Below are 25,994 nucleotides of genomic sequence, written 5' to 3' on the forward strand. Positions count from 1 at the left end.
ATATGCCCACTCTTAGGCCCGACGACTGGACATGTCCCACGCTGCTGGATGTGGCCACGGGACATGCCCTCTGCTGGCACGCACAGCTGGACATGTCCCCAGTTAGATCTGGCGGAGTTCAGAGGGGCGAGGCTCAGCCCGGCGGAGTTCAGCGAGGCTCGGCTCGGCCTGGCACGGCTCAGCGGGGCGCAGCCTGGCCGCCGTGACAAGGCCAGGTCGGAACGGGCGGTCCGGTGGCTGGGTCCCCCAAGGAGCCGGCCACCGAACCAAACACCCCCACCCCCAAAGCTTGTCACATGTTTGACAGGATTGTCACACGCCGCTCCCGGCCGTACCCAAGCTCATCGGTATTGTGGAATCCATGAATGAGACGGCGGCACCGCAGAATCCCGATCAGCGGAGTGTATTCCTCGACAAAGCGCACCCTGCTGCCTGGCGCGCACTCAACGGGCTGGGCTTGAAAGTCAAGGAAGCCGCCGGGGAAGCCGGGCTGGACGGGACGCTGATCGAGTTGCTCAATGTCCGCATTTCGCAGATCAACGGCTGCGCCTACTGCCTTGACATGCACGTGGGCGATGCCATCAAGAACGGCGAGTCGGCCCAGCGCCTGGCCGTGCTCTCCGCATGGCGCGACACCACTCTTTTCTCCGAAAAGGAACGCGCAGCCCTGACGCTGGCCGAGGCCATCACCACCATCTCTGACGCCCAAACCCGCGACCACGAAGGCGCACAGGCCCGACGGCACCTGACGGCCGAAGAGTTTTCCGCCGTCAGTTGGCTGGCGATCACGATGAACGCGTTCAACCGCGTCTCGATTGTCAGCCAGCACCCGGTCCGCGCCGCCCGCGACTGACCCGGTCCGCGCCGCCCGCGACTGACCCGCCCGCGACTGACCGGCTCCGCGCCGCCGTTTCGAACCCGCCAGCAGGCTGACCCGCCCGCGGCCAACCGCCAGAACACCCCTCCAGGACGCCCGGTCCGCGCGCATCTAAGCGTCCGAGATGCCATGGTCATCAACGAGGTGCGGCTGGCCAAACAACTGGCGGTAGCCACAGCTGGCGCACGGTCGTAAGCTCGGAAAGTGGGGCGGAGCCGCGGTCACCGAGGGAGCACTGCCATGAGGTGGGTCAGGCCGGGTCACCCGGAATACGACGAAACACGACGACTCTTCAACGCCATGATCGACCGCCATCCGGCCGTCATTGCCCCATGTGCCGACGCGGAAGGGGTGGCCGACGCGTTGGCGTATGCGCGGACGCACGGCCTCGATGTCGCCGTCCGCGCCGGCGGCCATTCCGTGGCCGGCGTGTCGATGAACGACGGCGGCCTTGTGATCGATGTTCGTCCGATGAAATCCGCCCGGGTGGACCCGGAGGCCCGCACTGCCACGGTGGGTGCAGGGCTCACCTGCGGCGAGTTTGACCGCGCCACTCAGGAATACGGCCTAGCACTCACCGGCGGGCGGGTCTCCACGACAGGTCTCGCCGGTTTCACGCTTGGGGGCGGGTCAGGCTGGCTCGAGCGTGCCTTCGGCTTCGCGTGCGACGACCTCGTCTCCGTGGATCTGGTCACGGCCGCCGGTGAGCAGGTGACGGCCAGCGCCCGGGAGAATCCCGAGCTGTTCTGGGCCTTGCACGGAGGCGGTGGGAACTTCGGCGTCGCCACGTCGTTCACCTTCGGCCTGCACCAGCTCGGGCCAAAAGTACATGCCGGAGTGCTGATGTGGCCGGGGGACGCGGCGCCGGAACTCAGCCGCGGGTACCGGGACCTGGCCGTCGCGGCCCCCAACGAAGAGTCCGCCACCCTCATCTACGGGATTGCGCCGGCGGAACCCTTCGTGCCCCCGAACATGGTGGGCAAGATGGCGGTGTATGTCGTGTATGTCTTCGCCGGGGACGCCGAGGAAGGCAAAGAACATGCCAAGGCCTACCGGGAGCTTGGCCCTGTTGTGGACCTGGTGGAGGATACTGGCTACGCAGATTTCCAGTGCTCCCTCGACGACCCGCCGGGCAAGTACAACTACTGGAGCGCTGACTATCACGACGAACTCTCCGACGACGCCTTGGATGTCATCATCGAATCGGCGCGGAACCTCCCCGGGCCAAGTTCCCAGCAACTGATAGCCCATTGGGGCGGCGCGGTGAGCGGGCCTGCAGCATCGGCGACGCCGCTCCTGAACCGGAGTGCCAGCTGGGTGAGCCACCCGTTCGGCCTTGGCGACACCCCGCAGGGCGGGCAGGAAGCGAAGGCATGGGTCAAACGCTTCCGGCGGGACATATCCCCCTACGCCACCGGAGGCGTCTGGCTGAACTTCATCGGCGACGAAGGACAAGCCCGGATCCGCGCGGCCTACGGCGACGAAAACTACAACCGGCTGGCAGAAGTAAAACGCGAGTTTGACCCCGGGAACGTTTTCCGCGGCAACCAGAACATTCGCCCCGCCGTCGCGGTGTGACCCAGGCCGTCGCGGCGTAAACCAGTCCGTCGCGGTGCGACCCCCGCCGTCGCAGTGTGACCCAGGCCGTCGCCCGTCCGACGCCGGCCGGGGCACGTCCCCGCCCGCGCCGGCGCCGAGTTCGTGCCCGCGGACGGGGCTAGAATGCCACCATGGCCGTCTACGTCGATCCGCCCCTCTGGCCTGCCCACGGAACCCACTTTTCCCACCTCGTTTCGGACACCTCGCTCGAGGAGCTGCACACGTTCGCCGCGGCCGCCGGCATCTCCGGGCGCGCGTTCGACGGCGACCACTACGACGTCGCCGAGGACCGGTACAAGGCCCTGGTCTCAGCCGGTGCCATTCCAGTGGAGGGCCGGGTCCTGGTCCGCAAACTGATCGACAGCGGGCTGCGGATCCCGGCCCGCCGGCGCGGCAAGGCCCTCCGGGTCCCGCTCCTGAACCGCTGGAATCAGGCGCTGCCGGGCCACGACGCCCTCTTCCTGGACCTGCTGGACCGCTGGGGCGAGGAGCACCGGAAGTACCACGGCCGCACCCATCTGCTGGCGGTGCTGGAGGCCTTGGACCTGCTGTGCGATCCGGCCGATCCGCCCCGGACCGTGGTGCTGGCCGCCTGGTTCCACGACGCCGTCTACCGCGGCGTGGCGGGACAGGACGAGGAAGAATCGGCGCGGCTGGCCGAAGACCGGCTCCGGCATGCCGGTCTCCCGGCCGCCGAGGTGGACGAAGTGGTGCGCCTGGTGCTGATGACGGCAGACCACCGTCCGGAGCCCGGGGACGACGGCGGCGCCTTGCTCAGCGACGCCGATCTCTCCGTCCTCGGCGGGGAACCGGAGGCCTACGCCCGCTACCTCGCCGCCGTCCGGGAAGACTTCGCGCATATCGGCGACGCCGACTTCGCCGCCGGCCGCGCCGCCGTCGTCCGCCGGTTGCTGCAGCTTGATCCGCTCTTCCATACTGACCGCGCCCGCGGTCTGTGGCTGGAGCCAGCCCGACGTAACCTGCAGGGCGAGCTCGCCTGACGGTGTCACCGGCCGGCCACCGGCAGGCACCCGGCAGCCCAGCCGCAGCCGGTGAGGCTCAGGCGGCAACGCTGAGGTGATTCGCCAGCCGGTCGAATGACTCGCGCCACCCTTCGCCGTGGCGGTCGCGGCTGGCCGCGGAGTCAAACGGACCCTGGGTAAATGTCATCTGCGTGCCGCCGTCGATCTCCTCCAACCGGATGGTCACCTCGGTCTCGAAGCCGCGGGTGCCGTCCGGCCTGTCCCAGGCATGGGTGAACACGAACAGGTGCGGCGGCTCAACATCCGTATGCACCCCGCTCCACCAGAATTGCTGCCCGGTACTGTCCTGGATCATGCAGGCGCGGTACAGGCCGCCGACTTCGAGGTCCGCGTCGACGCTCTCACGCGGGACATGGAAGCCGCGCGGACCCCACCACTGCGGAGCCTGGTCCGGGTCCGTCAACGCGGACCACACGCCCCGGATCGGGGCCCTGAACTCGCGGACAATGACAAGCATGAGGTCCGTGTCCCCGGACGCCGGTTCGCTCATGGTCTTCTCCCTCGGATTGCTTGGACTGACAGGGGAAGTGCCCCTCGGCCCCCTGGCTGCGCTGCCGCCCTAGCGTCGGCTGGGGCTGTAGGCGACCACATAGCGCGAATTGCTCGGAACGATCTGTTTGCCGAGCGGCATCAGCGAGACAGGGATGAGCTTGAGGTTCGCGATCGCCAGCGGGATGCCGACAATCGTGATGGCCATGGCGAAGGCCGTGACGACGTGCGCGATCGCGATCCAGATGCCTGCCACCAACAGCCAGATGACGTTTCCCAGCAGGGCAAACACGCCGTTTCCGCCCGGCTTGTCCACCACCATGCGGCCGAAGGGCCACAGGGCATAGGACGCGATGCGGAACGAGGCGACCCCCCACGGAATGGTGACCACCAGCACGCAGCAGACGACGCCCGCCAGGAAATATCCAAGGGCCAGCCACAAGCCGCCAAAGAACAGCCAGATGATGTTCAGGAGTGTCTTCATGGATTCATTCTCGCCCGTAGGAGTGACATTCGGATTAGTGGTTCACCCGGAAAAATCCCTGACTTTCGCGCCCGGCCCGTGTCCGGCACCTGGCAACCGGCTTCCATGTCCCGGCTCCTGGTTGCGCCCGGCCTCTTCGGCGCTTACGTCTCGGCCTGCTTGACCATGGCGGCCTCAACGTTGATCTTAACCTTGTCGCTGACCAGCAGCCCGCCCGCTTCGAGGGCGGCATTCCAGGTCAGGCCGAATTCCTTCCGGCTGATGTCCGCCTCAGCACTGAATCCGGCCCGGGTGGCGCCGAAGGGGTCCACCGCCACGCCGGTGTACTCGACTTCGAGTTCCACGGGCTTGGTAACACCGCGGATAGTGAGCTCGCCGGTCAGCACGTAGTCCTCCCCGTCGCCCCGGATCCCGGTGGCCCGAAACGTCATGTCGGGGTACGTCTCGACATCGAAGAAGTCGGGGCCGCGGACGTGGCCATCACGGTTGGCGTCCCCCGAATCGAAACTGGCGGTCTTGACTGTGGCGTGCAGGCTGGCGTCCGCCAGCGACTCGCGCACCCGCGCCTCGGCGGAGGCCTCGTTGAACCGGCCGCGGACCTTGCTGATGCCCGCATGGCGGACGCTGAAGCCGATTTCGCTGTGGGACATGTCCAGCGTCCACACACCGGGGGTCAAACCTTCGGGCAGAGTCACAACGGTCTCCTTCGAGCGGTGGCGGGGTCTGTCCCGCCGGGGGTGATGGGAGGGGTTTCCCCACTTTGCATGCTAACGATGAAGCCCGCCCCGGGCTAGGTCCGACCGGCCTTAGATGCGGGACACGCGACTCGCGACACGCCAGCGGGCACGCTGCCTTGGGACTTCCGGATTTCCGACGGCGGATTCCGCTTTCCGGGACCGACGCGTTCTCTGGCCTTCGCTCCGCGGCCGGGTTACTCTGGCCTATAAATGCCGGGCAATCACCGAATTTCGCAGAACTATTCGCACTCCTGATCAACCAAGTGATGTGAGGAATCGTGGCCGGGTCCCTGGGGAAACGTGGCAAGGCGGGCATCGGCGCTTGCTTGCTGAGCCTGGGCCTGCTGCTTTCGGCCTGCCTGCCCGGCCCGCCCGAACCCGCACCGCGCCCGAGCCCGGGCACGCCGTCGTCCGCACCGCCGTCGTCCGCACCGCCGCCGTCGTCGCCTGCCGCGCCACCAGCTGGCGAGCCCGTGCACTTCACCGCCCAGGGGGACATCGGCGTGGGCGCGGGCGCTAAAAAGGTGCTCGACGTCGTTGCCGGCCTCGATCCCCACCTGAACCTCGCCCTCGGTGACTTCACCTACAAAGCCGGGCTCGAACAGCAGTTCTGCGACATGGTCACTGACCGCCTCGGCAACGAATTCCCCTACCAGCTGGTGACCGGCAACCACGAGAGTGACGGCCATGACGGCGACATCGAGAAATTTGTCCAGTGCCTGCCCAACAAGCTGCCCGGCCTGCAGGGCGAATACGGCACCCAGTGGCGCGTCGATGTCCCCGAGCAGAATCCCGTTGTCCGCTTCATTCTTGTCTCCCCCGGCATCGAGTTCCGGGGCGGGGAGCCGCTGGACTACTCAAGGGGCAGCGAGCGCTGGCGCTGGACCGCGAACGCCATCGACGAGGCCAAATCGCAGAACATCCCCTGGACCGTGGTGGGCATGCATACCCCGTGCCTGAGCGTCGGCAACTATGACTGCCAGGCGGGGCAGGACTTCACCAACATGCTGATCGAAAAGGACGTGGATTTGGTCCTGTCCGGCCACGACCACGTCTATCAGCGGACGCATCAGCTGGCCACGGGCGGAAGCTGCGCGGAACTCGTTCCCGCCAGCTTCACCTCCGGATGCCTGGCCGATACCGATGGCACTATGGTCCAGGGCTCGGGGACCGTGTTCGCCACCGTTGGCGTTGGCGGCGTGGGACTCTACAACGTCAGATCCGATGACCCGGAAATGCGCTATTTCGCCAGCACATCCGGCAAGAACCGGGAACCGGCCTTTGGGACCCTGGACGTCAAGGCCACCGTGGATCAACTTGCCGCCCGGTTCGTTCCTGCGGACGGCTACACCTTCTCGGATTCCTTCACGCTCCGGCGCAAGTGATCCGCCACAAGCATTCGGCCACCGGTAATCTGCCGTGTAATCCGCCGGGGACTGAGTCTCAAGCCGGCACCCAGACGCTGATCCAGTCGAGCGAGACATGGCCTTGGGTTGCCGGGGCCGGGCAGCCGGTCAGGCAGGACTCGGTCTGCAGGATCAGGTGCATGGGCGATGTCGGCGCCTTGGTGCTGACACCCAGAGAACGCCCGTCGAGGAAGAACTCGACCCGCCCGGGACTCCATTCCATCGTGGCTATATGCCACGATGTCACGGACTGGTCCGAATCGAATTTCTCGAAGGCGTCCGCGCCGTTCCGGTCATAGTGGACAGCGCCGTAAATGATTGCGGCCAGGTCCCCTTCGGGGAAGTCCACTTCGCCGTCCCGGGGCCAGACGCCGCTGTCCGGCCACAGCAGCCATGCCGTCTTGAATCCGGGCAGCGCATCAGCCCGGTAGCGGACCGAGTACCGGCCATGGAGGAGACTGTTGGCGCGCGGCGGGTTGGAGCTGGCGTTGGGGATTTTGGGCGTCGGCGCCGCCCCCATCGAGATCCCGTTCTCCGAGTGCAGGTACCAGTCCAGCGAGCCATTGCGGACACTAAGCACCTTGGACGGGTAGTAGCCGGAAGTTCCACCGCTGCGTTGTCCGGCAGTATCCGGCGTCCCGTCCTTGTACCCGGCGCTCCACCGTGCGTTGTAGAGCGGGCCGGGGAAGCGGCCCAGCGGGACGTCGCCGGCGGAGAAATCCTCGACAAAGACCTGCTTCCAGCCGGGCAGGTCACCTGTCATTGTCACATCCGTGGTCGGGACCGGAAGCTGTGCCGGGCCGGGTGCGGATTGGGGCGCGGGCGGACTTCCCGGCGACGGGGCGGGCCCAGTCACGGCACCACTTTCCGGAGCTCCCGTCGGCGCCCCCGGCGTGACGCCTGTGCCCGTGGAGCCAGTGTCCGTGGCGCCTGACGGTCCGGCCGGCGACGCCGAAATGGACGTGAAGAGCGGCCGCTCGCTCCGTGGAGCACCATCCGCGACGCAGGCCGCCAGGGCCAGGACTGGGCCCAGGACCATGGCGGGAACCGCCATGAACCGGAAGGTGAGGAGACGCCGGCGGCTTGCCGGTACGCGCCCCCTTATAACGTGCGTCCGCATCCGCCCAGTGTCGCATGGAGGTAACCCTCCATCAACAGAATTCCTACATTTTTAGTTGAATCATCAAGTTAATCCAAGGTTAATGCAAGGTGCCGTGAGCAGACTTTAACCCTGGGGTATATCACTAAGTTGTCCACAACTGTTCAGCGTCAGCGATGGGTCTATTTTCCGGTTGGAGGAGTCGGAAAAGCGCTGCAGTTGAGACGAGCAGAATACGTTATTGAGTGGTGAGGCCAGTGTCCATCCCGAATCTCAAGCCAAACGTGCGCCCCCAAACGACGCCCCCGCCGGCAAATCCCTCAGTCAGTGTGGTGATCCCCACCTTGAACGAGGCAATGAACCTGCCGTGGGTGCTGCGGCGCATGCCCTCCTACGTAGATGAGGTGGTAATTGTTGATGGCCGTTCCTTGGACGGCACAGTCGATGTGGCCCGGGCCTTGCGCCTGGACGTCGTGGTGGTGGCAGAACCCCGCCCCGGGAAAGGAAACGCCGTGCGGGCCGGATTTGCCGCGGCCTCCGGCGACATCATCGTCATGCTGGACGGTGACGGCAGCATGGACCCCCAGGAGATCGGTTGGCTGGTGACTCCGCTCCAGCATGAATACGACTTCGTCAAAGGCTCCCGCTATGTGACTGGCGGCGGCTCGGACGATCTCACGTGGCTGCGCAGCGGGGGAAACAAGATGCTCACCGGGCTCGCCAACGCCGTTCTCCACAGCGACTACTCAGACCTTTGCTACGGCTACATCGCCCTGCGACGCGAATGCGTTGACATTCTGGAGCTGGAGTCGGACGGGTTCGAGATCGAAACTGAACTGATTGTGCGGGCCTCAAGGGCCGGACTCCGCATCGCCGAGGTTCCCAGCCATGAACTGTCCCGCATCTCGGGCCAGTCGAATCTTCACACGTTCCGGGACGGCTGGCGGGTCCTGCGCACCCTTGCCCGCGAGCGCGTGAGTTGGGAGGCCCCGACCGCCGGAGCCCGTCCCGAAGCCCTGCGTCGAGTCAAGTACAAGTACCCCAGCGAAATGTTCCCGCACGTTCCCACCGATCCCAGCAGCGTTCTGGGCGTACGGGCAGGCGAATAGGATGTCCGAAGACTCCAGCTTCCCGGCAGTATCCGTGGTCATCTGCTCCTACTCGGAGGACCGGTGGGACAGGCTGATGGGCGCCTTGGACTCGGTCCGCACCCAGACCGTCCCACCCAAGCAGACGATCGTCGTCGTCGACTACAACGTCGACTTGTACAAGCGCCTCATCTTCACCGTCCCGGACGCCGTAATTGTCGAGAACACCGGGCCCAAGGGCCTCTCCGGCGCCCGCAACACCGGAGCGGGCATCGCCAAGGCGGAGATCGTGGCCTTCCTCGATGACGACGCCGAAGCCGAGCCGGATTGGCTCGAGCGGCTCGCGGCCCTGTACGACGATCCCGATGTTCTGGCTGTTGGCGGCCGGGTAGAGCCGCTCTGGGAAGCCGGGCGCCCGGGCCACTTCGCCAAGGAGCTCGACTGGATTGTCGGCTGCACGTACCGGGGGATGCCCAAAGTCGCCGCCGAGGTCCGCAATGTCATTGGCGCGAACATGTCCTTCCGCGCCGAGGTCCTGGACCGGGTCGGCGGTTTCAACACAGCCCTTGGACGCCAGGACGCCCTCCCGCTGGGCTGCGAAGAGACCGAACTGTGCATCCGCGCGGTGATCGGAGCTCCCGGATCCCGGGTGGTTTATGAGCCCGCGGCCCTGGTGCACCATCACGTTCCGGTCGAACGCGGCACCCTGCGCTACATCCTTGCACGCTCCTGGGGCGAAGGGATTTCCAAGGCGCAGGTCAGCAGGGTGGTCGGCCACAAACGGGCGCTCGGCCCCGAACGGCGCTATGTCCGGCAGGTCCTGCCACGTGCAGTGTTTGCCGGAATCCGCGGCTGGCTCAGCGGCGGGGACCGCGCCGGTCTCGCCCGGGCGGCAACCATCCTCGCCGTTCTCGCGGCCACCGCGACCGGCTATGTACGCGGCCGCCGCCTGCCCGCCGCGCCCTCGCCGCTGAAAGCTGCCGCGGTGTCGACGGAAGAGCCTTGGAGGGAAGTCCAGTGAACCGCGCAATTTACGTGCCCGTCCCCGTACACCGCCCCGTGCAGCCCCTGCACGCGGAACCACCTGACCGCAGGAACCCGACCCCAGAAAGCTTGGATCATGAGCCAACCTGAACGCGACGTGAAACAGCCGATTGGCGCCTCTGCCGGAGCCTCCTTCGATGTCCACGGGATCGTGGGCATCGATGTCGAGGCCGGGACGCCGGGGGAACCGCAACTGAGGGACATGCTCGCCCCGTTCCTGGGGAACTCCGGCGCGCCACGGCGGATCACCATCGGCGCCACGATATCGCCCATTTCCAGCCAGTCGCATGCGGAGGATGCCTACCGGTTCACCGGGGAGTCCCTCTATATTCCGGCTGACCGCGTCCAGATTATCGAGACGAAGGACGGGTACCGGATCGAAGGCGCCGGCGAGCTCCTGACCTCTGTGATTCCGTTGCTGGACCGGCTGTGCGTCCAGGAGGAGACGGCGATGATCCATGCAGCGGTTGTGGACTTCCGCGGCTCCGGGGTTCTCCTCCCGGCCTGGGGCGGGGTCGGAAAAACCAGCACGGTGGCGAAGCTGGTGGCCATGCGCGACGTGCGGTTCATGGCGGACGACTGGGCCTTCATGGGCGCAGGCGGAATGCTCATGGGCTACGCCAAACCGATGTTCATCAAGCCCCACCACCGCGCCATCTACCCGGACATGTTCCGCGGGACGCGCAAGCCCTTAGCCCCTGGATGGCTGACGACGCCCGTCGCCCACCTGGCCACGGCGGTCCATCCGGTGATTGTCCGCTATCCGAAAACAGCCGCCTTCACCCGGCGCTGGTCCCCCGAGCACCGCATGGTGCAGCCGGAGCATGTCTTCGGGGCGCAGCGGATTTCGTCCGCGGCGCCGGCACAGCTGGCCATCTTCCTTGAACGTTTCGACGGCGCGGACGCGCGGTTGGAGGCACGAAGTGCGGAGTGGATGACGTCCCGGATCGTCGGCAACTTCCATTCGGAACTACCCATGGTCTCGCGGCGGCTCGTCGAGGCCCTCGGCGCCACCGGCCTGGTCCCCCTGGAGGAGCATTTTGGGCAGAAGGCGGCCGTGGTGCGCCGGGCGCTGGAGGACGTTCCCTGCTGGCTGCTCCGGCTGCCCGCCGCCTGGTCAGCGGACCAGGCCTCTGACTTCATCGCGAATCTGGTTCGTTCAAAACTGGATGAGTGAGGCGAGGCCACGTGAGCGATCTGAAGGTGTCGGTTGTCGTTCCGGCACGCAATGCCGCAGCCTGGCTGGGCGAGTGCCTGGAGTCGATCCGCAGCCAACAGCCACACGAGATGATCGTGGTCGATGGCTGCTCGACGGATGACACGGCCGCAATCGCCCGCGACTGCGGGGCAACTGTCATCTCCGATGAGGGACGCGGCCTGCCCGCCGCAAGGATGCTCGGCGCCCGAAGCGCCACCGGGGAGGTAGTCGCCCTGATCGACGCCGACGTCGTCCTTCCGTCGAAGAGCCTGCCCCGGCTGCTGACCGAATTCGAGGCCGGCGGTTACGACGGCCTGCAATTCGGGCTCGCCAGCGAAGCCGACGGGCCCGGGTACTGGGGGGCCGCGCTGGCCTGGCACCACAACCACAGCCGGGTGCGCAAGTGGTTCGGCGTCAGCGCCACGCTGATGCGCCGCGACGTGCTGCTCGATGTCGGGTTCGACGACGAGTTCCGCTCCGGGGAAGATGTGGAGCTCAGGATCAGGCTGGAGCAGGCAGGGTACCGGCTCGGCGTCTCCGACTCCGTAGTGGTCAGGCACCGGTTCGACGACACGTTCGATTACGCCCGCGACCAGTGGCTCCAGGACGGGGCCGGGATGGCCCGGACCGTCCGCAAGCACACGGGCCACATCTGGCTGGTGATCCTACCCCTGCTGGCCACTGTGCGGGGCGTGGGCCTGTCCCTGGTCCGCGCACCCCGCTTCCTGCCGTATTGGATGGGCTTCCTGCTCTACAACTACCGCGCCATGGCCGGCGAGCTCCTGCGGCCGGCCCACAAACCCATCTCGGTTGGAGGGAACGCCGCATGGCTGGCCGCTGCGAGGATCGCCCCCATGGTGGCGGGCTTCCTGTTCTGGGCCCTCGCGGCCATCGCGCTCCCGCCGGAGCAAATAGGTCTTGGCTCCGCGGTGGTCTCGGCCGCGCTCTTGACCGTGCAGCTGGGGATGCTCGGCGTCGGGCCCGCCACCCTTACGCTTCTTCCCGCGGAAACTGATGGCGGCCGGCGCCTCATCGCCACCAGTCTGCTTACCGTCGCCACGTTCTCCCTGCTGGGCGCTGGCCTGCTGGTTGCCATCACTTATTGGCTCGGCACAGGTGTGGGCGAAGCCTGGGTCGACCCCCTGGTCACGGTCCTATTCCTGGCCACGGCCCTGCTCGCCGCCACCGCCTACCAGCTTGACCACGTGGGCGTAGCCCAGGAACGGGCCGACCGTACGCTGGTCAGAAGCCTCGCGCAGAGCCTCGTGCAGCTCGTCTTCCTGGCCGCCGCGCTCGCCGTCGGACTCCGTGACCTGGCGGTGATTGTGGGCGCCGTTGCCGCCGGCGCGCTGGCCAGCGTCCTCGTAGGCCTGCGCCAGCTTGGCCGGGCCCATGTGTCCCCGGACTGGAGGCATGGCCTCCGGCCGCGCCCGGCCCTAAAACTCCTGAAGCCGGGACTCCCCAACCACGCCCTCACGCTCGCCGACCGCGCGCCCGGCTACCTGCTTCCGCTCATCGTTGCAGCTACGTTGGGCCCCGCCCCGACTGCCGCCTGGTACGTGGTGTGGATGATGGCCTCGGCGGTGTTCTTCGTGCCGCAGTCGGCCGGATTTACCCTGCAAACGGCCCTCGCGGGGACGCGGGCACGGCCGGGCCTCCTCGCCTCCGCGCTGCGGGCCAGCTTCCTGTTGACTCTCCTGGCCGGGCTGATACTGATGCTGGCCGGGCCACTGCTTCTGGGCTTCCTCGGGCCGCAGTACGCGTCCGCTTGGGTCCTTCTTCCTGTACTCGTTCCGGCACTCCTCCTGAGTTGCGTGACCCAGGTCTACTACGGGTTGTGCCGGGCCCAAGGGCGGCTTTTCGAATCCACGGCAGTCGCCATCCTTGCCGCCATCCTGGTCGTGGCACCCGCCGCGGCCGTGGCGCAGCAATTTGGCCTCACCGGCGTCTCCGTCCTCTGGGCCATTGCCCAAGCGACGGCTGCGCTGGCTGCCGCTTGGCGACTGATCACCCTGACCCGAGTGAAGCCCGCCACCACCGCAGGCGAGATTCCTTCAGCGGCGCGCCACCAGCCGACCTGAATCGAGAAATGATGACACACGAAACGGCAACAAGTCTCCCGGTGCGCACCGCCCACCGGCACGAGGCGCAGGCGCATGCGCATGCACATGTCGGCGGCGCCAAACCGCCCACCCACCGCAACCTCGGACTGACGCCGTCGTGGCACATCGGTGCCCTGGCCGCGGCGGCCGCGGCTGCCCTCGCCCTCGGCGTCTGGAGCATGACCCAGGTCGATCCCCTTCGGATCGGCGGTGCCGGGCTCATTGGCGCCCTCCCGCCCGCCTATTTCGTTGCGCTCGCGCTCAGCCTGGCCGGATTTGTCGCCTCGTTGAGCCTCCGCCGCCTGGTTCCGGCACTTCTGACCTGGCAGCTCATAGTCACGGTGGTTCTCCTCGATGGCGCTGACCCGATCATCCATGGCCTGCCCCGGCTCGAGGCGAGTTTCCGGCATATGGGCATTGCCGACACCATTAGCCAATCGGGCCAGCTGGATCCGACCCTGGACGCGTACTTCAACTGGCCCGGATTCTTCAGCCTGCTGGGAATGCTCTCCGGCGCAACGGGCGCCAAGGACCTTTTCGGCATCGCAACGTGGGCGCCGGTGGGAATCAACATCCTCCTGCTCGCCCCGCTGCTGGCCCTGGCACGGCGGTTGACGGCAAATCCGCGCCAGGCGTGGGCGGCTGTCTGGATCTTCTACCTGGCCAGCTGGATTGGGCAGGACTATCTGTCGCCGCAGGCATATTCGTTCGTCCTCCTGCTCACCCTAATTGCCTGCCTGCTCAGCGTCTTCGGCGGCTGGGCCTGGCCCACGGAGCGCACCAAGTTCTCCCGGTGGCTGGCCCGGAATGTCAGCAAGCTGGACAGCTCAGTCCCGCGGTACGGCGCCGTGGAGCCGCTCCGGGCGGACACGGCGGTGCTCGTCGTGGTCTGCGCGCTGCTCCTGCTGGCCATGACGGCTTCGCATCAGCTCAGCCCCTTCGCCGTGATCCCCATCCTCGCCGTACTGCTGCTGACCGGCCGTCTCCGGCTGCGCTTCTTGCCAGTCCTGGCCGTGGTCCTGCCCATGGGCTGGCTGCTCTTTGCGGCTTCAACATTCCTGGAGGGGCACTTCGGCCAGCTGCTCGGCTCGCTCGGTGACATCGGCGCGAACAGCCTCGGTGCGCTGAGCACCAGGGTCTCAGGCAGCGATGCCCACGTGTTCGTCGTCTACACGCGCATGGCCGAGGTGGCGCTGGTCTGGATCCTCGCCGTTGCCGGTGCCATCGTGGGCTACCGCCGGAAGGCACCGTGGCTGGCGGCCGCGGCCGCAGCGCTTGCGCCGCTGGTCCTGATTCCCCTCCAGCCATATGGCGGCGAACTGCTCCTGCGCCTGTACCTGTTCAGCCTCCCGTTTGCCGTGTGCCTGGCGGTGCTGCCGCTGATGTCAGAAAACACTGCCGGGCTGAGCCTGCGCCGAGCCCTTGGGCTGCTGCTGATGGGCGCGGTACTGGCCACGGCCACGGTCGTCTCCCGCTACGGAAACGACGGCATGGAGAGCTTCAACGACGACGAAATCGCCGTCGTGAACCGCCTCTACTCGACTGCGCCCACCGGCGCCGTCCTCATTGAGGCAGTTCGCAACACCCCGTGGAGATACCAGCACTACGCGGACTATGACTACCGGGCGCTCGTTGCTGCCGAGCCCATTCCTAACGCCGCGCCGCTCAGCTGTGACGCGGTCAACCAGATCGCCCACAAAGCGGGCGCGTACCTCATCGTGACCGAAAGCCAGAAGGAGGCAGCCGAACTTCGCGGCTCGACTCCCATCGGCGATCTTCAACGTTTTACCGCCACATGCGCCACCAGTCCTGGCTGGACGAAGGTTTATGAAAACGCCGGCGGCGTGATTTTTCACATCGAAGGAGTTAGCAATGGCAACTGAACGCAGCTACGTGAGCTATGCGACGGCAGCCGTCGCCCTAGCCGCCGTACCGCTCTCGTTTGTCGGTCCCGAGGGCCTGCGCCTGGCGGTGATCGGCCTCTTGATGCTGGCCGGGCCTGGAACCGCGCTGGTGCTGCTCCTCCGCTTCGACCCCCCGCGCTCAGCCCAGGCCACTGGAGCGCTGCCCCTCAGCATCGCCATCGCAATTGCTTTCAGCCTCGCGATGTCCACCCTCGTGGCGACGGCGATGATCTATGCACGGCTCTGGTCACCGCCGGCAGGCGTCTGCGTCCTGTCGTTGGTAACGCTCGCCTTCCTGGGCCTTGAGCTCAAGAGGCCAAAGCGGGCCCTGGTGCGTGCGAAATGATTATTTTCCTGACAGGGCTGGCCACAGTGACGGCACTCGTGAGTTGCGACGTGCTGCGCGTGTTGAAGCCGGACAAGGCACTGCCGCGCGCCGTGGTGATCATCACCGCAGCCCTGCTGGCCATAGTCGGCGTCGCGGCGGTCGTGCAGTTGGTGCATCTGGCGCAGCTTGCATGACAGAAAGCCGCCCTCCCGGTGCCGCGGCACAAGGGCACAACAAGTCGAACCAATCACGGAAAGTATCTTCAATGAGAAAACTAAGAACCCTCAGCATGGTTGGGACGCTCGGATTGCTCGTAGCCGGTTCCCTTGTCTTCGGTTCCGCCCAGGCTGCTACCGCCGCAACGTGCAGCCCCGCGCCGAAAAACTCCTATCCCGGCACCATTGTGCTCGCCACGAGTTTTGAAGCGGGCGGCTTTTGCGGCCTCATCCCCAAAGTGTCGGGCACCGGCACGGCAACGATTTCCAGTTCGCGGGGGCATACCGGGACGCATTCAGCCAAGCTCCACGTGACCACGGATTCCGGTTCGCTCGCAAACCTTTCCGCCCCGGCTTTCACCTCGGGGACCAAGACCTCGTACGCAGACGGCTGGTTCAACATCACTGTGGCCGGCGTTTCCGGCAATGACGTCCCGTACTTCCGCTTCTTCTCCGGCTCCACCCGCGTCGCGGACATCTACCGCTACAACAGCAACGGGCAGCTGTGGCTCCGGGTCACCTCACCGAGCGGCACCTTTGTCTACACGAAGCTGATCTCCAGCAGCATCTCCCTTGGCGCCTGGCACCATGTCAGCATGCGGGTGACCGCCAACGGCAGCGCCTCAACAATCCAGGTATGGTTCGACGGCGTGCAGCGATACAGCAGCTCGAGCGTCAAAATGCTGGGGAGCAGCCTGAGCAAAGTTCAGCTCGGGGCCGAGCACAACCGGCAAAAGGGCGACGAATACATCGATGACGTCATCATCAAACGCTCCTAGCTCCCTCCGATAGTGGGCGGGCGGTTCCGGACTCATCCGGACTCCTTGGCCGCCCGCACGAAGTCCCCAATTTTGGCAAGGTCCTTGATGCCGCGCGCCGACTCGACACCGGAAGACACATCGACGCCCCACGCCCCGGCCTCCGCCGCTGCCCGGGCCACGTTGGCGGGATCCAGGCCACCGGCGAGCAGCCACTTGCGTCCGGCCAGTGCCTTGGCCCGGACGGAGCCGTAGTCCCAGGCTTCCCCGGAGCCGGGGACAGCGGCGTCGATCAGGAGCAGTTCCTCACCCCAATGGTCGAAGGCTTCCGCAGGGGCAGCCATGGTGACGGCCCGGATCAGCTTCATCCCGGCGTCGTGCACCGTCCGGACGTCCGCCGGTGAACGGTCGCCGTGGAGCTGGACCCAGACCAGGCCCGCCTCACGGGCGACGGCGACGGCGTCAGCGGCCGGTTCGTGCCGGAACACGCCCACCGCGGGCAACCCGTTCGGGACGTGGGCGAGGAGGTTCCTGACCTGTTCCGGCGTGACCTCCCGGGGGCTGCGGGTCAGGACGAAGCCGACAGCGTCCGCGCCGGCACCTGCCGCGACGCGGACCGCATCCGCGGTGCTAAGGCCGCACACTTTGACAAACATTCAGGCTCCTTCCGCACGCTTCCTGCCTCTGACGTTAGCAAGACAGGACCGCCGCCGCCGACTTCGCGTCGGCGCCGGCAGGAGCGTCGCCGTCGGCATCGGCATCGGCGGCGGCGCCGGCCGAGCCGGCTGGCGGCCGGGGCCCAGAGCCGGGCCGATAGGCTGGGGCCATGGAGATCATCCGCTATGCCGAGCTCAAAGCCCACCCCTGGCGCAACGGCGGCGGGGTGACGCGCGAAGTGGCACGCCATCCGCGGGCCTCGTCCGCGCAAACCGCCGCGCAGGAAAACGCATGGGACTGGCGAGTCAGCATTGCCGAGGTATCCAAGGCCGGCCCCTTCTCCGCTTTCGCCGGAATGGACCGCGTGTTGACGGTCATTGACGGCGAGTTGTTGCTCCTGAGCGTAGACGGCGCCGAGCACCCGCTGGAGAAGTACCGGCCATTCCGGTTCTCCGGCGACGCGGCCTCGGCCGGGGCACTGCCCACGGGCGACATCCGGGATCTGAACGTCATCACCCGCAACGGCGCCTTCAAGGGCTACACGTCAATCATCGAGCTGTCCAAGAAACGCGCCCATCCGGTGTTCGAAGGCCAGTTCGGCATCCTCCTGCAGGGCCAAGGGACCGTCAGCCCCGGGACTGCGGGCCGCCCCGCGCCCGCAGCCGACACGGGCACAGAGCCGGTCCCCACGGCGCCGATCCCCACAGCGCCGACGGGCGCCGTCGCTGCTGAGCCGGAGCGCGTCGAACTGAACCGTTATGACGCCGTCGTCGGCGCTGATACCGCCACGCCGGAAATCCTGGGCCGTGGCTTCCTGGCGGTCGTTTCCATCGATCCGGCGGCGGAGGCCGGCTCGGACTAGCGCCCGTCCGCCTTCACCCTGGCCTCGCTGACTCCCACCGAGTCCCCCGACAAGCGCTGGGCGAGCCAGATGGGGACGATCGAGACCACGATCAGCACGACGGCCACGACATTGACCACGGGCGCCTGATTCGGGCGGAAGAGGTTCTGCAGGATCCAGATCGGCAGCGTGGTCTCCCCGGCCCCGATCGTGAACGTCGTGACGATGATTTCGTCGAAGCTCAGCGCGAAGGCCAGCAGGCCGCCGGCCAGCAGGGCAGAGCGCAATTGCGGGAATGTCACCAAGCCGAAGGTGGTGAAGACGCCGGCGCCGAGATCGGACGACGCTTCCTCCAGGCCGGCGCTGGTGCGGCGGAGCCGTGCAATCGCGTTGTTGAACACGGTCACCATGCAGAAGGTCGCGTGGGCGATCACCACTGTCCACAGGCTCAGCGGGACGCCCAGGATGGTGGTGAACATGTTGTTCAGGGCGATGCCCGTGACAACGCCGGGCAATGCGATGGGCAAGATCACCAGGAGGCTGATGACGTCGCGGCCGAAGAACTCATAGCGCTGCAGTGAGATCGCCAGCAGCGTTCCCAGCACCAGCGAGACGATGGTCGAGACCAATGCCACCCACACGGAGGACACGACGGCATCCCGTACGCCGGGAGAGTCGAAAGCCTTGCCCCACCATTCCAGCGTGAAGCCCTTGGGCGGCCAGCCGAACGTCCGGTCCGCGTTGAACGAGTTCACCACCACCAGCAGCAGCGGCGTGTAGATGAACAACAGCACCAGCCCGGTTATGACGCCCAGGACCACTTTGGCGCTACGGGAAAGTCTCATGAGGCGCCTTTCGCTACAGGCTGTTCAGGGCGCCGGTACGCCGGACGATGAAGAGATAGAACATGATGATGGCGATCGGAACCAGCGAGACCGCGGCGGCGAACGGCAGGTTGTTCGCCGCCCCGACGTTTGCGTAAACCACGGTGCCCAGCATCTGGGTGGTCCCGCCGACGATCTGCGCGGTGATGTAGTCACCCAGGGACAGGGAGAACGTGAAGATCGTGCCCGCGATGATCGAAGGGACCAGCAGCGGAAGCATGACAAGGCGCATGGTGGTCAGCGGCTTCGCGCCAAGATCCCCGGAGGCCTCAAGCAGGGAGTCGGGCACCCGGTCAAAGCCCGCGTAGATCGGCAGGATCATGTACGGCAGCCAGATGTAGGACAGGGTCACGATGACGGCGGTCTCGCCGTAGCCCGGCGACGACAGGCCGATCGGCGCCCCCAGCCACTCCAGCAGGCCACCCTCGGAAAGGACATTCCGCCAGGCGTAGGCCTTGACCAGGTAGCTTGCCCACAGCGGCATCAGCACGGCCACCACGAGCAGTTTCTCCCAGCGGGCCGGAGCCACCTTGGCGATGAAGAACGCGATGGGCAGGGCAAGGATCATGTCGATCACGGTGACCGCCACGGCAATCCACACTGTCCGCAGAGTGATCCGCTGGTACACCGGATCCGTCAGGACCGTGACGATGTTTTCAGTGGTCCACTCCGTGGACACCTCTCCGGTGAAGGTGTCCACGGTCCAGAACGCCGTGATCAGCAGTGCCGCCAGGGCCGCGACATAGTCAAGGACCAGCCAGAGCGCCGGGGCCGTGAGCAGCCCGGCAAGCCGCAGCCTGGGCGAGCGGTGCAGCAGCGCCGAGAAGGAATTGGCTTTCGCCCGGGGTACAGCCCCGGCACTCTGCGGTGAGCCGGGCGGAAGCTGCTGCAATTGTTGTGCCATCTCGCCTTTGTTTCTGCCGACCCTCGGGCCGGCCGTTTCTTCCGGATCCCTTGCGGCCCGATGTCCGGAATCAGCCCTTGATTTCCGTCCAGGATTTGGTCCATTCCGAATAGTCGGTGCACTTGACGTCCTTGCGGCCATCGAGGCACTGGGCGACCGGGGTGGTCCAGTACCAGATCTTCTCGGCGTAGGCCGTATCACCGGAGTGGTACGTCTCGCAGTGCTTAGGGTCAGTGGTCAGCTCGCAGCTTTTCGCGTTGGCCGGGGATTCGCCAAAGTACTCGGCCACCTGGGCATTCGGCTTGGGGCTGGCGATGTAGTCAAGCCATTTGTAGGCGCAGTTCACGTTCTTGGTCTTGGACCCGATCATCCAGGTGTCCGACCAGCCGGTGGCACCCTCGTCAGGGACAAGGGTTGCGACCTTGGCGCCGTCGGCCGTGGCGATGTTGGCCCCCACCTGCCAGGTGGTGCCGACCACGGTACTCCCGGACGTGAAGGCCTGGACTTCCTTGAGGACGTCGCTCCAGTACTCGCCGATGTGCGCGCGCTGCTGCTTGAGCAGGTCGACGGCGGCGGCCAGCTGGTCCTTGTCGAGGGCATAAGGGTTCTTGATGCCCAGGTCCGGCTTGTGCGCCATGAGGTAGACGGCGGCGTCGGCGATGTAGATCGGCGAATCGTAGGCCGTGACCTTGCCGGTGTTCTGGGCAGCATCGTCAAACACCGCGCTCCAGGAGGTGGGCGCCGGGGTGACCTTGTCCGTGGTGTACATCAGCAGGTTGGCGCCCCAGCCGTGGGGCATCCCGTAGTTCACACCGTTGACGGTGTTCCAGGCCTTGTCCTTCAGGAACGGATAGATGTCCGGATAGTTCTTCAGCAGGCTCATGTTGACCGGCTGCACATCCTGGCCAGCGATCAGGCGCAGCGAGGCATCCCCGGAGGCCGAGACGACGTCGTACTGACCCGTGCGCATGAGCGTCACGGCCTCGTCCGAGGTGCCGAACGGCTTAAAACTGACCTTGCACCCGGTCTCTTGTTCGAACGGATGCACCCAGTCCACCGCCGGATCGTTGCTGCCGTCCTCGGCATACCCGGGCCACCCGAGGATGGACAGCTGGCCCTCACCGGTGCCGATCTCAGTCTTGGTAGCTTGCGCCGACGCTGAGGTACCCGATCCGCCGCTCGTTCCGCAGGCTGACAGCGCGAGGGTTGCCGCCGCGACCACCCCGACCACGAGGGAGGCCTTTGTTCCAGGAGCCATGATCCTTACCTTTCGATCTGTGGTGAATCGGTCTGCGGTGAATCGGTGTGGGAACCGCTGGCCGGAAGCCAAACGACGGCGTCGTCGTCCCAGCTGACCGTGACAGGCCCGTTTACCAGTTCCGCGTCGCTGCCGGGCAGCTTTTCCGGCACAAGGGCGACGACGGCGGGCCCGCCGTCGAGCTGCACCCGCACCTGGGTGGCGTGCCCGACGTAGACGAACGACGTCACCGTCCCGGGCCGGGAGGTGGTGCCGGAACGGTGCTCGGGTTTCCCGGTCCAGGCGACGCGCAGCCGCTCGGGACGGATGCAAAAGGGATCTGGCCGGCCATAGACCGCCTGGGCCTGGGCGGCGTCGAAAATGTTGGAGGTGCCGACGAAGGTGGCCACAAAGATGCCACCGGGCCGCTCGTAGATTTCGTGCGCGGTACCGATCTGTTCGATGCTGCCGTTGTTGAAGACGCCGATCCTGTCGCTCATGGTCAGGGCTTCCTCCTGGTCGTGGGTGACAAAGATGAAGGTGATGCCCAGCGAGCGCTGCAATTCCTTGAGTTCGACCTGCATCTGTTGCCGGAGCTTGAGGTCCAGGGCGCCGAGTGGCTCGTCCAGCAGGAGGACCTTCGGCTCGACCACGAGCGCCCGGGCCAGGGCAACCCGCTGCCGCTGGCCGCCGGAGAGCTGGGCGGGTTTGCGGCCGAGGAACTTCCCGAGCTGAACGCGGTCCAGGGCCTCCCTGGCCCGCTGCCGGCGCTGGCTTCCGGGCATGCCGCGCACCCGCAGCCCATAGGCGACGTTGTCCACGAGCGACATGTGCGGGAACAGGGCGTAGTCCTGAAAAACGGTGTTGACGTCCCGCTGGAACGGTGCCATCGCCGTGACGTCCTTGCCGTCGAGTTCAATGCTGCCGGAGGTGGGCAGCTCGAAGCCGGCGATCAAGCGCAGGACCGTGGTCTTGCCGGAGCCGGACGGGCCAAGCATGGAGAAGAACTCCCCGTGGCGGATGTCCAGGTCCACGCCATTTACCGCGACCGTATCCCCGAAGACCTTGGTGAGCTTACGCAGGCGAATCGCCGGAACCTCTTCGGTTCCGGTCGAGCTGCCGGCGGCCAGTGTTTCGGTCATGGGGTGCGCCTTACTCCGTTGCCGGATCGTCCACCAGAGAGCCACACAGCGCAATGTGAGCCAGTCCACACGGGCTGCTTGGCCAAATGCTATTACTTCATAGGTTTTATGCATAGACCCTCCGGCAAAGCCCGCATTAGGATGACATCAGCCCCGGCGACGCGCGGCGGCGCCGCCCGCGGAAGCTGCACGGACGCCCCGGACGGGGCGGGGGCGGATACCGCCGAAGGGAAGGGAGGCCCGGATGTTGTTGTCGCCGAATGGCGCCTCCCGGAGCCTGGCTGCGGTCTTCACTCCGATCAAATCACGCGGGCTCGTCGATGAAGTGTGCGGCCGGATCGAACAGGCGGTGGAAACCGGGCTGCTGACCAGCGGCCAGCGGCTGCCGAACGAAACCGAGCTTGCCGCGGCTCTCGGAGTGTCCGCAGTAACGGCGCGGGAGGCCCTTTCCCAACTGCGTGCCTCGGGAATCATCCGGACCGCACGCGGCCGCAGCGGCGGAAGCTTCATCGCCGACAACGTGCTGCCCTCCCGGGAACGGGCACTGGCGCAACTGCACGAGTTGAGCCGGCTGCAGATCAGGGACCTCGCGCTGCACTACCAGGCGATCGCCGCGGCCTGCGCGGGGGTGGCGGCCCGGCGCTCCGACGCCGCCGACATCGCCACGCTGCGCTCGTTCATCCCCTCAGCCGACGATGACTCCCTGAGCTGGCGTCTGGCCCTCTCGGAGTTCCTGCTGGAAGTCGCGGCCATTGCACGTTCCGCCCGGCTCGCCCGCGAGCTCATCCGGCTACAGGCCGATCTTGGCACCCTCACGCTGCTGCCCTGCACGGACGACGGGTACCGCGGATGCACCACGGTAATCCTCGAGGACGTGGCAGCCGCCATTGAGGCCCACGATCCAGGCGCCGCCGAAACGGGGGTCAAGGCCCTCATCTCGGCCACCACCGACTGGCTGCTGACCGAGCAGGCCAAACGCTATTGACCGACACCGCACCTTTGAGCCACGATCTTGACTGCCTACCTTTGACCGCCCGGAGACCTTATCTCGCCGGACGAGCCGTGCGTGCACTACCCTGTGGGGCGCACATTCATGCTCTGGAGCGACGCCGTCGGCCTGTAAGTCGACCGGCTGCGACGCGGTTTTGCTAGACTTGGAGGCCAAGGCCCCTTCTTCCGGGCCTCCGGACGACGGTTCAGTACCCGGCACGCGACAAGACTGGCCACAGGAGCCGTCATGTCGTGGTTAATTCTCATTCTTTCCGGAGCGCTGGAGGCCGTCTGGGCCGCCGCCCTGCACCGCACGTCGCAGGCCACCGGCCGGCGCCGGCTGGTCCCGGGCTTGGTCTTCCTCGTCTCCGTCATTGCGAGCACAGGCGGGCTCGCCGTCGCCATGCAGTCCATCCCCACCGGAACGGCCTACGCCGTGTGGGTGGGGGTCGGCGTCGTCCTGACCTCCGGCTACGCGATGATCGCCAAAGTTGAGCGCGCGACGGCGGCCCGCATCCTGCTGCTTGGCGGGATTGCCGCGAGTGTCGTCGGCCTGAAGCTGGTGGCGTGATGATGGCCGCCAACTACCCCCAGGAAAACCGTTCAACTCCGGCCCTCGCGTGGATCATCCTGCTCGCCTCCGCCGTGCTGGAGGCGGTCTGGGCCACGGCGCTGGGCCTGTCTGACGGGTTCACCCGCCCGCTGTCCACCCTCGTGTTCGCGGTGACGTTCACCCTGAGCATGGTTGGGCTCGGCATGGCAGTAACGCGCATCCCGCTCGGCACCGCCTACGCCGTCTGGGTGGGGATCGGCGCGGCACTGACGGTGGGCTGGGCGATGGCCACCGGCGTCGAACCGGCCAGCCCGCTCAAGCTGCTGTTCATCGCCGGGATCGTCGGCTGCGCCGCAGGCCTGAAGCTCCTGCCGGCCGAGAAACGGGCGGCGAAAGAGGCAGAGCAGTCACCGTCCCCCGCGCAATCTCCCCACGTATGAGCCAGTACGACGGCGCGTCCCCACGACGCGCCGTCGTACTGGCCACGCCACGGTCAAAGGTGGGGAGAATCGTCGGCCCGGCCAACCGACCGGTCAACAAGCGTGAGCCGGAATAGCCGCGCGCGCCCCGGGGTTCTTGGCAGGGACGGAACCACTCAGTGCGCGAATGGAGAAACAGATGACGGCAGCAACAGTCCAGCTCGGCGACGGCCTCACGGTCAGCCCCCTGGGGTTCGGCGGCATGGCCCTGACCCCTGTGTACGGCGAGGTGGACCCGGCCGAGGCCCTGCGTACCCTGCATCACGCGGTGGACGCAGGCGTCAGCTTCATCGACACAGCGGACATCTACGGCGGCGGCAGCAACGAGGAGCTGATCGCCCGGCTGCTCAAGGAACGCCGCGGCGAAGTCCAGCTGGCCACCAAGTTCGGCCTTGTGGGCACCCCCTCGGCGGGCTACACCGACATCCGCGGCGACGCCGCCTACGTGAAACAGGCGGTGGACCGCAGCCTGCAACGGCTGGGCACCGACTCGATCGACCTGTACTACATGCACCGCCGTGACCTCCGCGTTCCGATAGTGGAAACCGTGGAGGCCATGGCGGGGCTGGTGCAGGCCGGCAAGGTGCGGCATCTGGGCCTGTCAGAGGTGACGGCCGAGGAGCTGCGCGAGGCCAGCAGCGTCCACCCGATCGCCGCGGTCCAGAGCGAATGGTCCATCTGGAGCCGCGACGTGGAACGCAACGTGGTTCCCACCGCCGCCGAACTCGGGGTGGGTTTTGTGCCCTATTCGCCGCTGGGCCGGGGATTCCTCACCGGCACCGTGGACGCCTCGACGCTGGGCAGCAACGACTTCCGCCGCAATATCCCGCGTTTCGCCGCGGACGCTGCCGTCGCCAACCAGGGTGTGGTGGACGCCGTGCGGGCGGTCGCTGCGGAACTGAGCGTTGCCGGGCGGGCTGCAACTCCCGCCCAGGTGGCACTGGCCTGGCTGCTCGCGCAGGGCCGGAAACTGGGGCTCCCCGTGGTCCCCATCCCCGGCACGCGCAAGGCGGACCGGATCGACGAAAACCTGGGCGCCCTGGCACTCGTCTTCACCGCAGCGCAACTGAAGACGCTCGACGCCGCCGCGGACGCCGTCGTCGGCTCCCGCTCCGCGGATCCCAACTGGGTGTCCCAGGGCCGTGAATAGCCCCTCCGTAGACTGAAGCCCATGGACTCGCTTATTCACTCTTTACGCGACATCACCATCCGCCGGATTTCGGTCAGCGAGATGGACAACAACGTGTACCTGCTCACGGCCAAGGCGTCCGGCGCGCAGCTCCTGATCGATGCGGCCGATGATCTGGCCGCCATCCAGGCGCTGCTCACGGACGCCGCCGCGGATACTTCCGCGACGCCGAAGCTGGCGCTGATTGCCACCACCCACCAGCACTGGGACCACGTGCGGGCGCTGCCGTCCCTGGTGGAAGCCACGGGTGTGAAAACGGCGGCCGGGACAGAGGATGCCCCGGAGCTTCCGGTGCCGGTGGATGTACTGCTGGATCACGGGGACGTCGGCAACTTCGACGGCTTCGACGTGACGGCTGTGCATCTGCGCGGCCACACACCGGGTTCGATCGCCCTTGTGTACCAGGACCCCGCGGGCCCTGCGCACATCTTTTCCGGCGATTCGCTGTTCCCGGGAGGAGTAGGCAACACGCAGAAGGACCCGGCGCGGTTTGCCCAGCTGATCACCGATGTCAGCGAGCGGTTGTTCGACGTGTATCCGGATGACACCGTGGTGCACCCGGGCCACGGCAAGCCAACCACCCTGGGTGCGGAACGCCCGCATCTGGAAGAGTGGCGCGCCCGCGGCTGGTAAGTCTCAGCTTTGCGCCGCGCTTTCGGACGGCCGCCGCGCTTTCGGAAGGCCGCTATAGGCATCCCCGTAGCGGCCTTCCGTTTGCGTAGCGCCGGCTATTGTGGCCGGCGGAAA

At 66.7% G+C, this 25,994-nt stretch carries 27 protein-coding genes and 1 riboswitch; of the genes, 18 read left to right on the plus strand and 9 right to left on the minus strand.

The genetic code is table 11. From position 1 onward, the window contains the following. The first annotated feature begins 361 nt into the window (after positions 1-361). The 3 genes from AC1DR1_RS05760 (at position 362) to AC1DR1_RS05770 (ending at position 3,477) form a co-directional block, all read left to right on the plus strand. Positions 362-853 (plus strand): carboxymuconolactone decarboxylase family protein, encoded by a 492-nt coding sequence (locus tag AC1DR1_RS05760; protein WP_229994102.1) that lies wholly within the window; start codon positions 362-364, stop codon positions 851-853. A gap of 264 nt (positions 854-1,117) precedes the next feature. Further along, positions 1,118-2,455, plus strand: coding sequence for an FAD-binding oxidoreductase (locus AC1DR1_RS05765; RefSeq protein WP_476992313.1), 1,338 nt, complete (start codon positions 1,118-1,120; stop codon positions 2,453-2,455). A 152-nt stretch (positions 2,456-2,607) separates the two neighbouring features. Next, the gene (locus tag AC1DR1_RS05770) at positions 2,608-3,477 is read left to right on the plus strand and encodes a DUF4031 domain-containing protein (protein ID WP_364748533.1); all 870 of its coding nucleotides are present in this window, start codon (positions 2,608-2,610) and stop codon (positions 3,475-3,477) included. Between the two features lie 58 nt (positions 3,478-3,535). Here the strand turns inward: AC1DR1_RS05770 and AC1DR1_RS05775 are convergent, their stop codons facing one another. The 3 genes from AC1DR1_RS05775 to AC1DR1_RS05785 all read right to left on the minus strand — a co-directional run bounded on the left by AC1DR1_RS05775 (position 3,536) and on the right by AC1DR1_RS05785 (position 5,187). Beyond that, positions 3,536-4,009, minus strand: a complete 474-nt coding sequence (locus tag AC1DR1_RS05775) for an SRPBCC family protein (protein WP_364748535.1) — start codon at positions 4,007-4,009, stop codon at positions 3,536-3,538. A 69-nt stretch (positions 4,010-4,078) separates the two neighbouring features. Next, positions 4,079-4,492 carry a YccF domain-containing protein gene (locus AC1DR1_RS05780; protein ID WP_229994098.1) on the minus strand — a complete coding sequence of 138 codons (414 nt, stop codon included), beginning with the start codon at positions 4,490-4,492 and terminating at the stop codon, positions 4,079-4,081. A gap of 143 nt (positions 4,493-4,635) precedes the next feature. Next, positions 4,636-5,187 (minus strand): YceI family protein, encoded by a 552-nt coding sequence (locus AC1DR1_RS05785; RefSeq protein ID WP_476992314.1) that lies wholly within the window; start codon positions 5,185-5,187, stop codon positions 4,636-4,638. 320 nt (positions 5,188-5,507) lie between these two features. Here AC1DR1_RS05785 and AC1DR1_RS05790 point away from each other — a divergent pair, with 320 nt between their 5' ends. Next, the gene (locus AC1DR1_RS05790) at positions 5,508-6,614 is read left to right on the plus strand and encodes a metallophosphoesterase (RefSeq protein ID WP_476992315.1); all 1,107 of its coding nucleotides are present in this window, start codon (positions 5,508-5,510) and stop codon (positions 6,612-6,614) included. Between the two features lie 58 nt (positions 6,615-6,672). Here the strand turns inward: AC1DR1_RS05790 and AC1DR1_RS05795 are convergent, their stop codons facing one another. Continuing rightward, the gene (locus AC1DR1_RS05795) at positions 6,673-7,398 is read right to left on the minus strand and encodes a glycoside hydrolase family 16 protein (protein ID WP_229994095.1); all 726 of its coding nucleotides are present in this window, start codon (positions 7,396-7,398) and stop codon (positions 6,673-6,675) included. 665 nt (positions 7,399-8,063) lie between these two features. Between AC1DR1_RS05795 and AC1DR1_RS05800 the strand changes: the two genes are divergently transcribed. The 8 genes from AC1DR1_RS05800 to AC1DR1_RS05835 all read left to right on the plus strand — a co-directional run bounded on the left by AC1DR1_RS05800 (position 8,064) and on the right by AC1DR1_RS05835 (position 16,392). Continuing rightward, complete coding sequence (locus tag AC1DR1_RS05800) at positions 8,064-8,843, plus strand: glycosyltransferase family 2 protein (RefSeq protein WP_476992332.1); 780 nt, start codon at positions 8,064-8,066, stop codon at positions 8,841-8,843. Position 8,844: 1 nt separating this feature from the next. Beyond that, positions 8,845-9,843, plus strand: coding sequence for a glycosyltransferase family 2 protein (locus AC1DR1_RS05805; RefSeq protein ID WP_229994093.1), 999 nt, complete (start codon positions 8,845-8,847; stop codon positions 9,841-9,843). A gap of 99 nt (positions 9,844-9,942) precedes the next feature. Continuing rightward, positions 9,943-11,043, plus strand: a complete 1,101-nt coding sequence (locus AC1DR1_RS05810; RefSeq protein ID WP_476992316.1) for a hypothetical protein — start codon at positions 9,943-9,945, stop codon at positions 11,041-11,043. 11 nt (positions 11,044-11,054) lie between these two features. Next, a complete protein-coding gene (locus tag AC1DR1_RS05815; protein ID WP_229994091.1) occupies positions 11,055-13,145 on the plus strand; it encodes a glycosyltransferase in 2,091 nt (696 codons plus the stop codon). Positions 13,146-13,153: 8 nt separating this feature from the next. Continuing rightward, the gene (locus AC1DR1_RS05820) at positions 13,154-15,049 is read left to right on the plus strand and encodes a hypothetical protein (RefSeq protein ID WP_476992317.1); all 1,896 of its coding nucleotides are present in this window, start codon (positions 13,154-13,156) and stop codon (positions 15,047-15,049) included. Beyond that, positions 15,039-15,416 carry a hypothetical protein gene (locus AC1DR1_RS05825; protein ID WP_229994089.1) on the plus strand — a complete coding sequence of 126 codons (378 nt, stop codon included), beginning with the start codon at positions 15,039-15,041 and terminating at the stop codon, positions 15,414-15,416. Before AC1DR1_RS05820 ends, AC1DR1_RS05825 begins: the two co-directional genes overlap by 11 nt. After that, entirely contained in the window at positions 15,413-15,592 is a 180-nt protein-coding gene (locus AC1DR1_RS05830) for a hypothetical protein (RefSeq protein WP_229994088.1), read from the plus strand. Before AC1DR1_RS05825 ends, AC1DR1_RS05830 begins: the two co-directional genes overlap by 4 nt. A gap of 95 nt (positions 15,593-15,687) precedes the next feature. After that, the gene (locus AC1DR1_RS05835) at positions 15,688-16,392 is read left to right on the plus strand and encodes a hypothetical protein (RefSeq protein ID WP_476992318.1); all 705 of its coding nucleotides are present in this window, start codon (positions 15,688-15,690) and stop codon (positions 16,390-16,392) included. Between the two features lie 32 nt (positions 16,393-16,424). On the opposite strand, the gene AC1DR1_RS05840 is transcribed toward AC1DR1_RS05835, so the two are convergent. Next, complete coding sequence (locus AC1DR1_RS05840; protein ID WP_229994086.1) at positions 16,425-17,027, minus strand: phosphoribosylanthranilate isomerase; 603 nt, start codon at positions 17,025-17,027, stop codon at positions 16,425-16,427. Positions 17,028-17,197: 170 nt separating this feature from the next. Between AC1DR1_RS05840 and AC1DR1_RS05845 the strand changes: the two genes are divergently transcribed. Then, positions 17,198-17,890: a HutD/Ves family protein gene (locus AC1DR1_RS05845; protein WP_229994085.1), complete on the plus strand. Its 693-nt coding sequence runs from the start codon at positions 17,198-17,200 to the stop codon at positions 17,888-17,890. On the opposite strand, the gene AC1DR1_RS05850 is transcribed toward AC1DR1_RS05845, so the two are convergent. The 4 genes from AC1DR1_RS05850 to AC1DR1_RS05865 all read right to left on the minus strand — a co-directional run bounded on the left by AC1DR1_RS05850 (position 17,887) and on the right by AC1DR1_RS05865 (position 22,036). After that, a complete protein-coding gene (locus AC1DR1_RS05850; RefSeq protein WP_229994084.1) occupies positions 17,887-18,714 on the minus strand; it encodes an ABC transporter permease in 828 nt (275 codons plus the stop codon). The genes AC1DR1_RS05845 and AC1DR1_RS05850 overlap by 4 nt on opposite strands. Before the next feature lie 13 nt (positions 18,715-18,727). Beyond that, complete coding sequence (locus tag AC1DR1_RS05855) at positions 18,728-19,657, minus strand: ABC transporter permease (protein WP_476992319.1); 930 nt, start codon at positions 19,655-19,657, stop codon at positions 18,728-18,730. A gap of 70 nt (positions 19,658-19,727) precedes the next feature. After that, positions 19,728-20,915, minus strand: coding sequence for an ABC transporter substrate-binding protein (locus tag AC1DR1_RS05860; protein WP_229994082.1), 1,188 nt, complete (start codon positions 20,913-20,915; stop codon positions 19,728-19,730). Between the two features lie 5 nt (positions 20,916-20,920). Further along, positions 20,921-22,036: an ABC transporter ATP-binding protein gene (locus tag AC1DR1_RS05865; protein WP_229994081.1), complete on the minus strand. Its 1,116-nt coding sequence runs from the start codon at positions 22,034-22,036 to the stop codon at positions 20,921-20,923. A gap of 244 nt (positions 22,037-22,280) precedes the next feature. Here AC1DR1_RS05865 and AC1DR1_RS05870 point away from each other — a divergent pair, with 244 nt between their 5' ends. The 5 genes from AC1DR1_RS05870 to AC1DR1_RS05890 all read left to right on the plus strand — a co-directional run bounded on the left by AC1DR1_RS05870 (position 22,281) and on the right by AC1DR1_RS05890 (position 25,880). Continuing rightward, entirely contained in the window at positions 22,281-23,021 is a 741-nt protein-coding gene (locus AC1DR1_RS05870; protein ID WP_229994080.1) for a FadR/GntR family transcriptional regulator, read from the plus strand. Positions 23,022-23,196: 175 nt separating this feature from the next. After that, positions 23,197-23,264: riboswitch (guanidine-III (ykkC-III) riboswitch) on the plus strand. 9 nt (positions 23,265-23,273) lie between these two features. After that, positions 23,274-23,597, plus strand: coding sequence for a DMT family transporter (locus tag AC1DR1_RS05875; RefSeq protein WP_229994079.1), 324 nt, complete (start codon positions 23,274-23,276; stop codon positions 23,595-23,597). Then, a complete protein-coding gene (locus AC1DR1_RS05880; RefSeq protein ID WP_229994107.1) occupies positions 23,597-24,019 on the plus strand; it encodes a DMT family transporter in 423 nt (140 codons plus the stop codon). The genes AC1DR1_RS05875 and AC1DR1_RS05880 overlap by 1 nt, the downstream gene beginning before the upstream one ends. 178 nt (positions 24,020-24,197) lie before the next feature. Then, complete coding sequence (locus AC1DR1_RS05885; protein WP_229994078.1) at positions 24,198-25,208, plus strand: aldo/keto reductase; 1,011 nt, start codon at positions 24,198-24,200, stop codon at positions 25,206-25,208. Positions 25,209-25,229: 21 nt separating this feature from the next. Continuing rightward, positions 25,230-25,880 carry an MBL fold metallo-hydrolase gene (locus AC1DR1_RS05890; RefSeq protein WP_229994077.1) on the plus strand — a complete coding sequence of 217 codons (651 nt, stop codon included), beginning with the start codon at positions 25,230-25,232 and terminating at the stop codon, positions 25,878-25,880. The last annotated feature ends 114 nt before the right edge of the window (positions 25,881-25,994 follow it).

It is taken from the genome of Arthrobacter sp. P4_F10 (genome assembly GCF_056401435.1).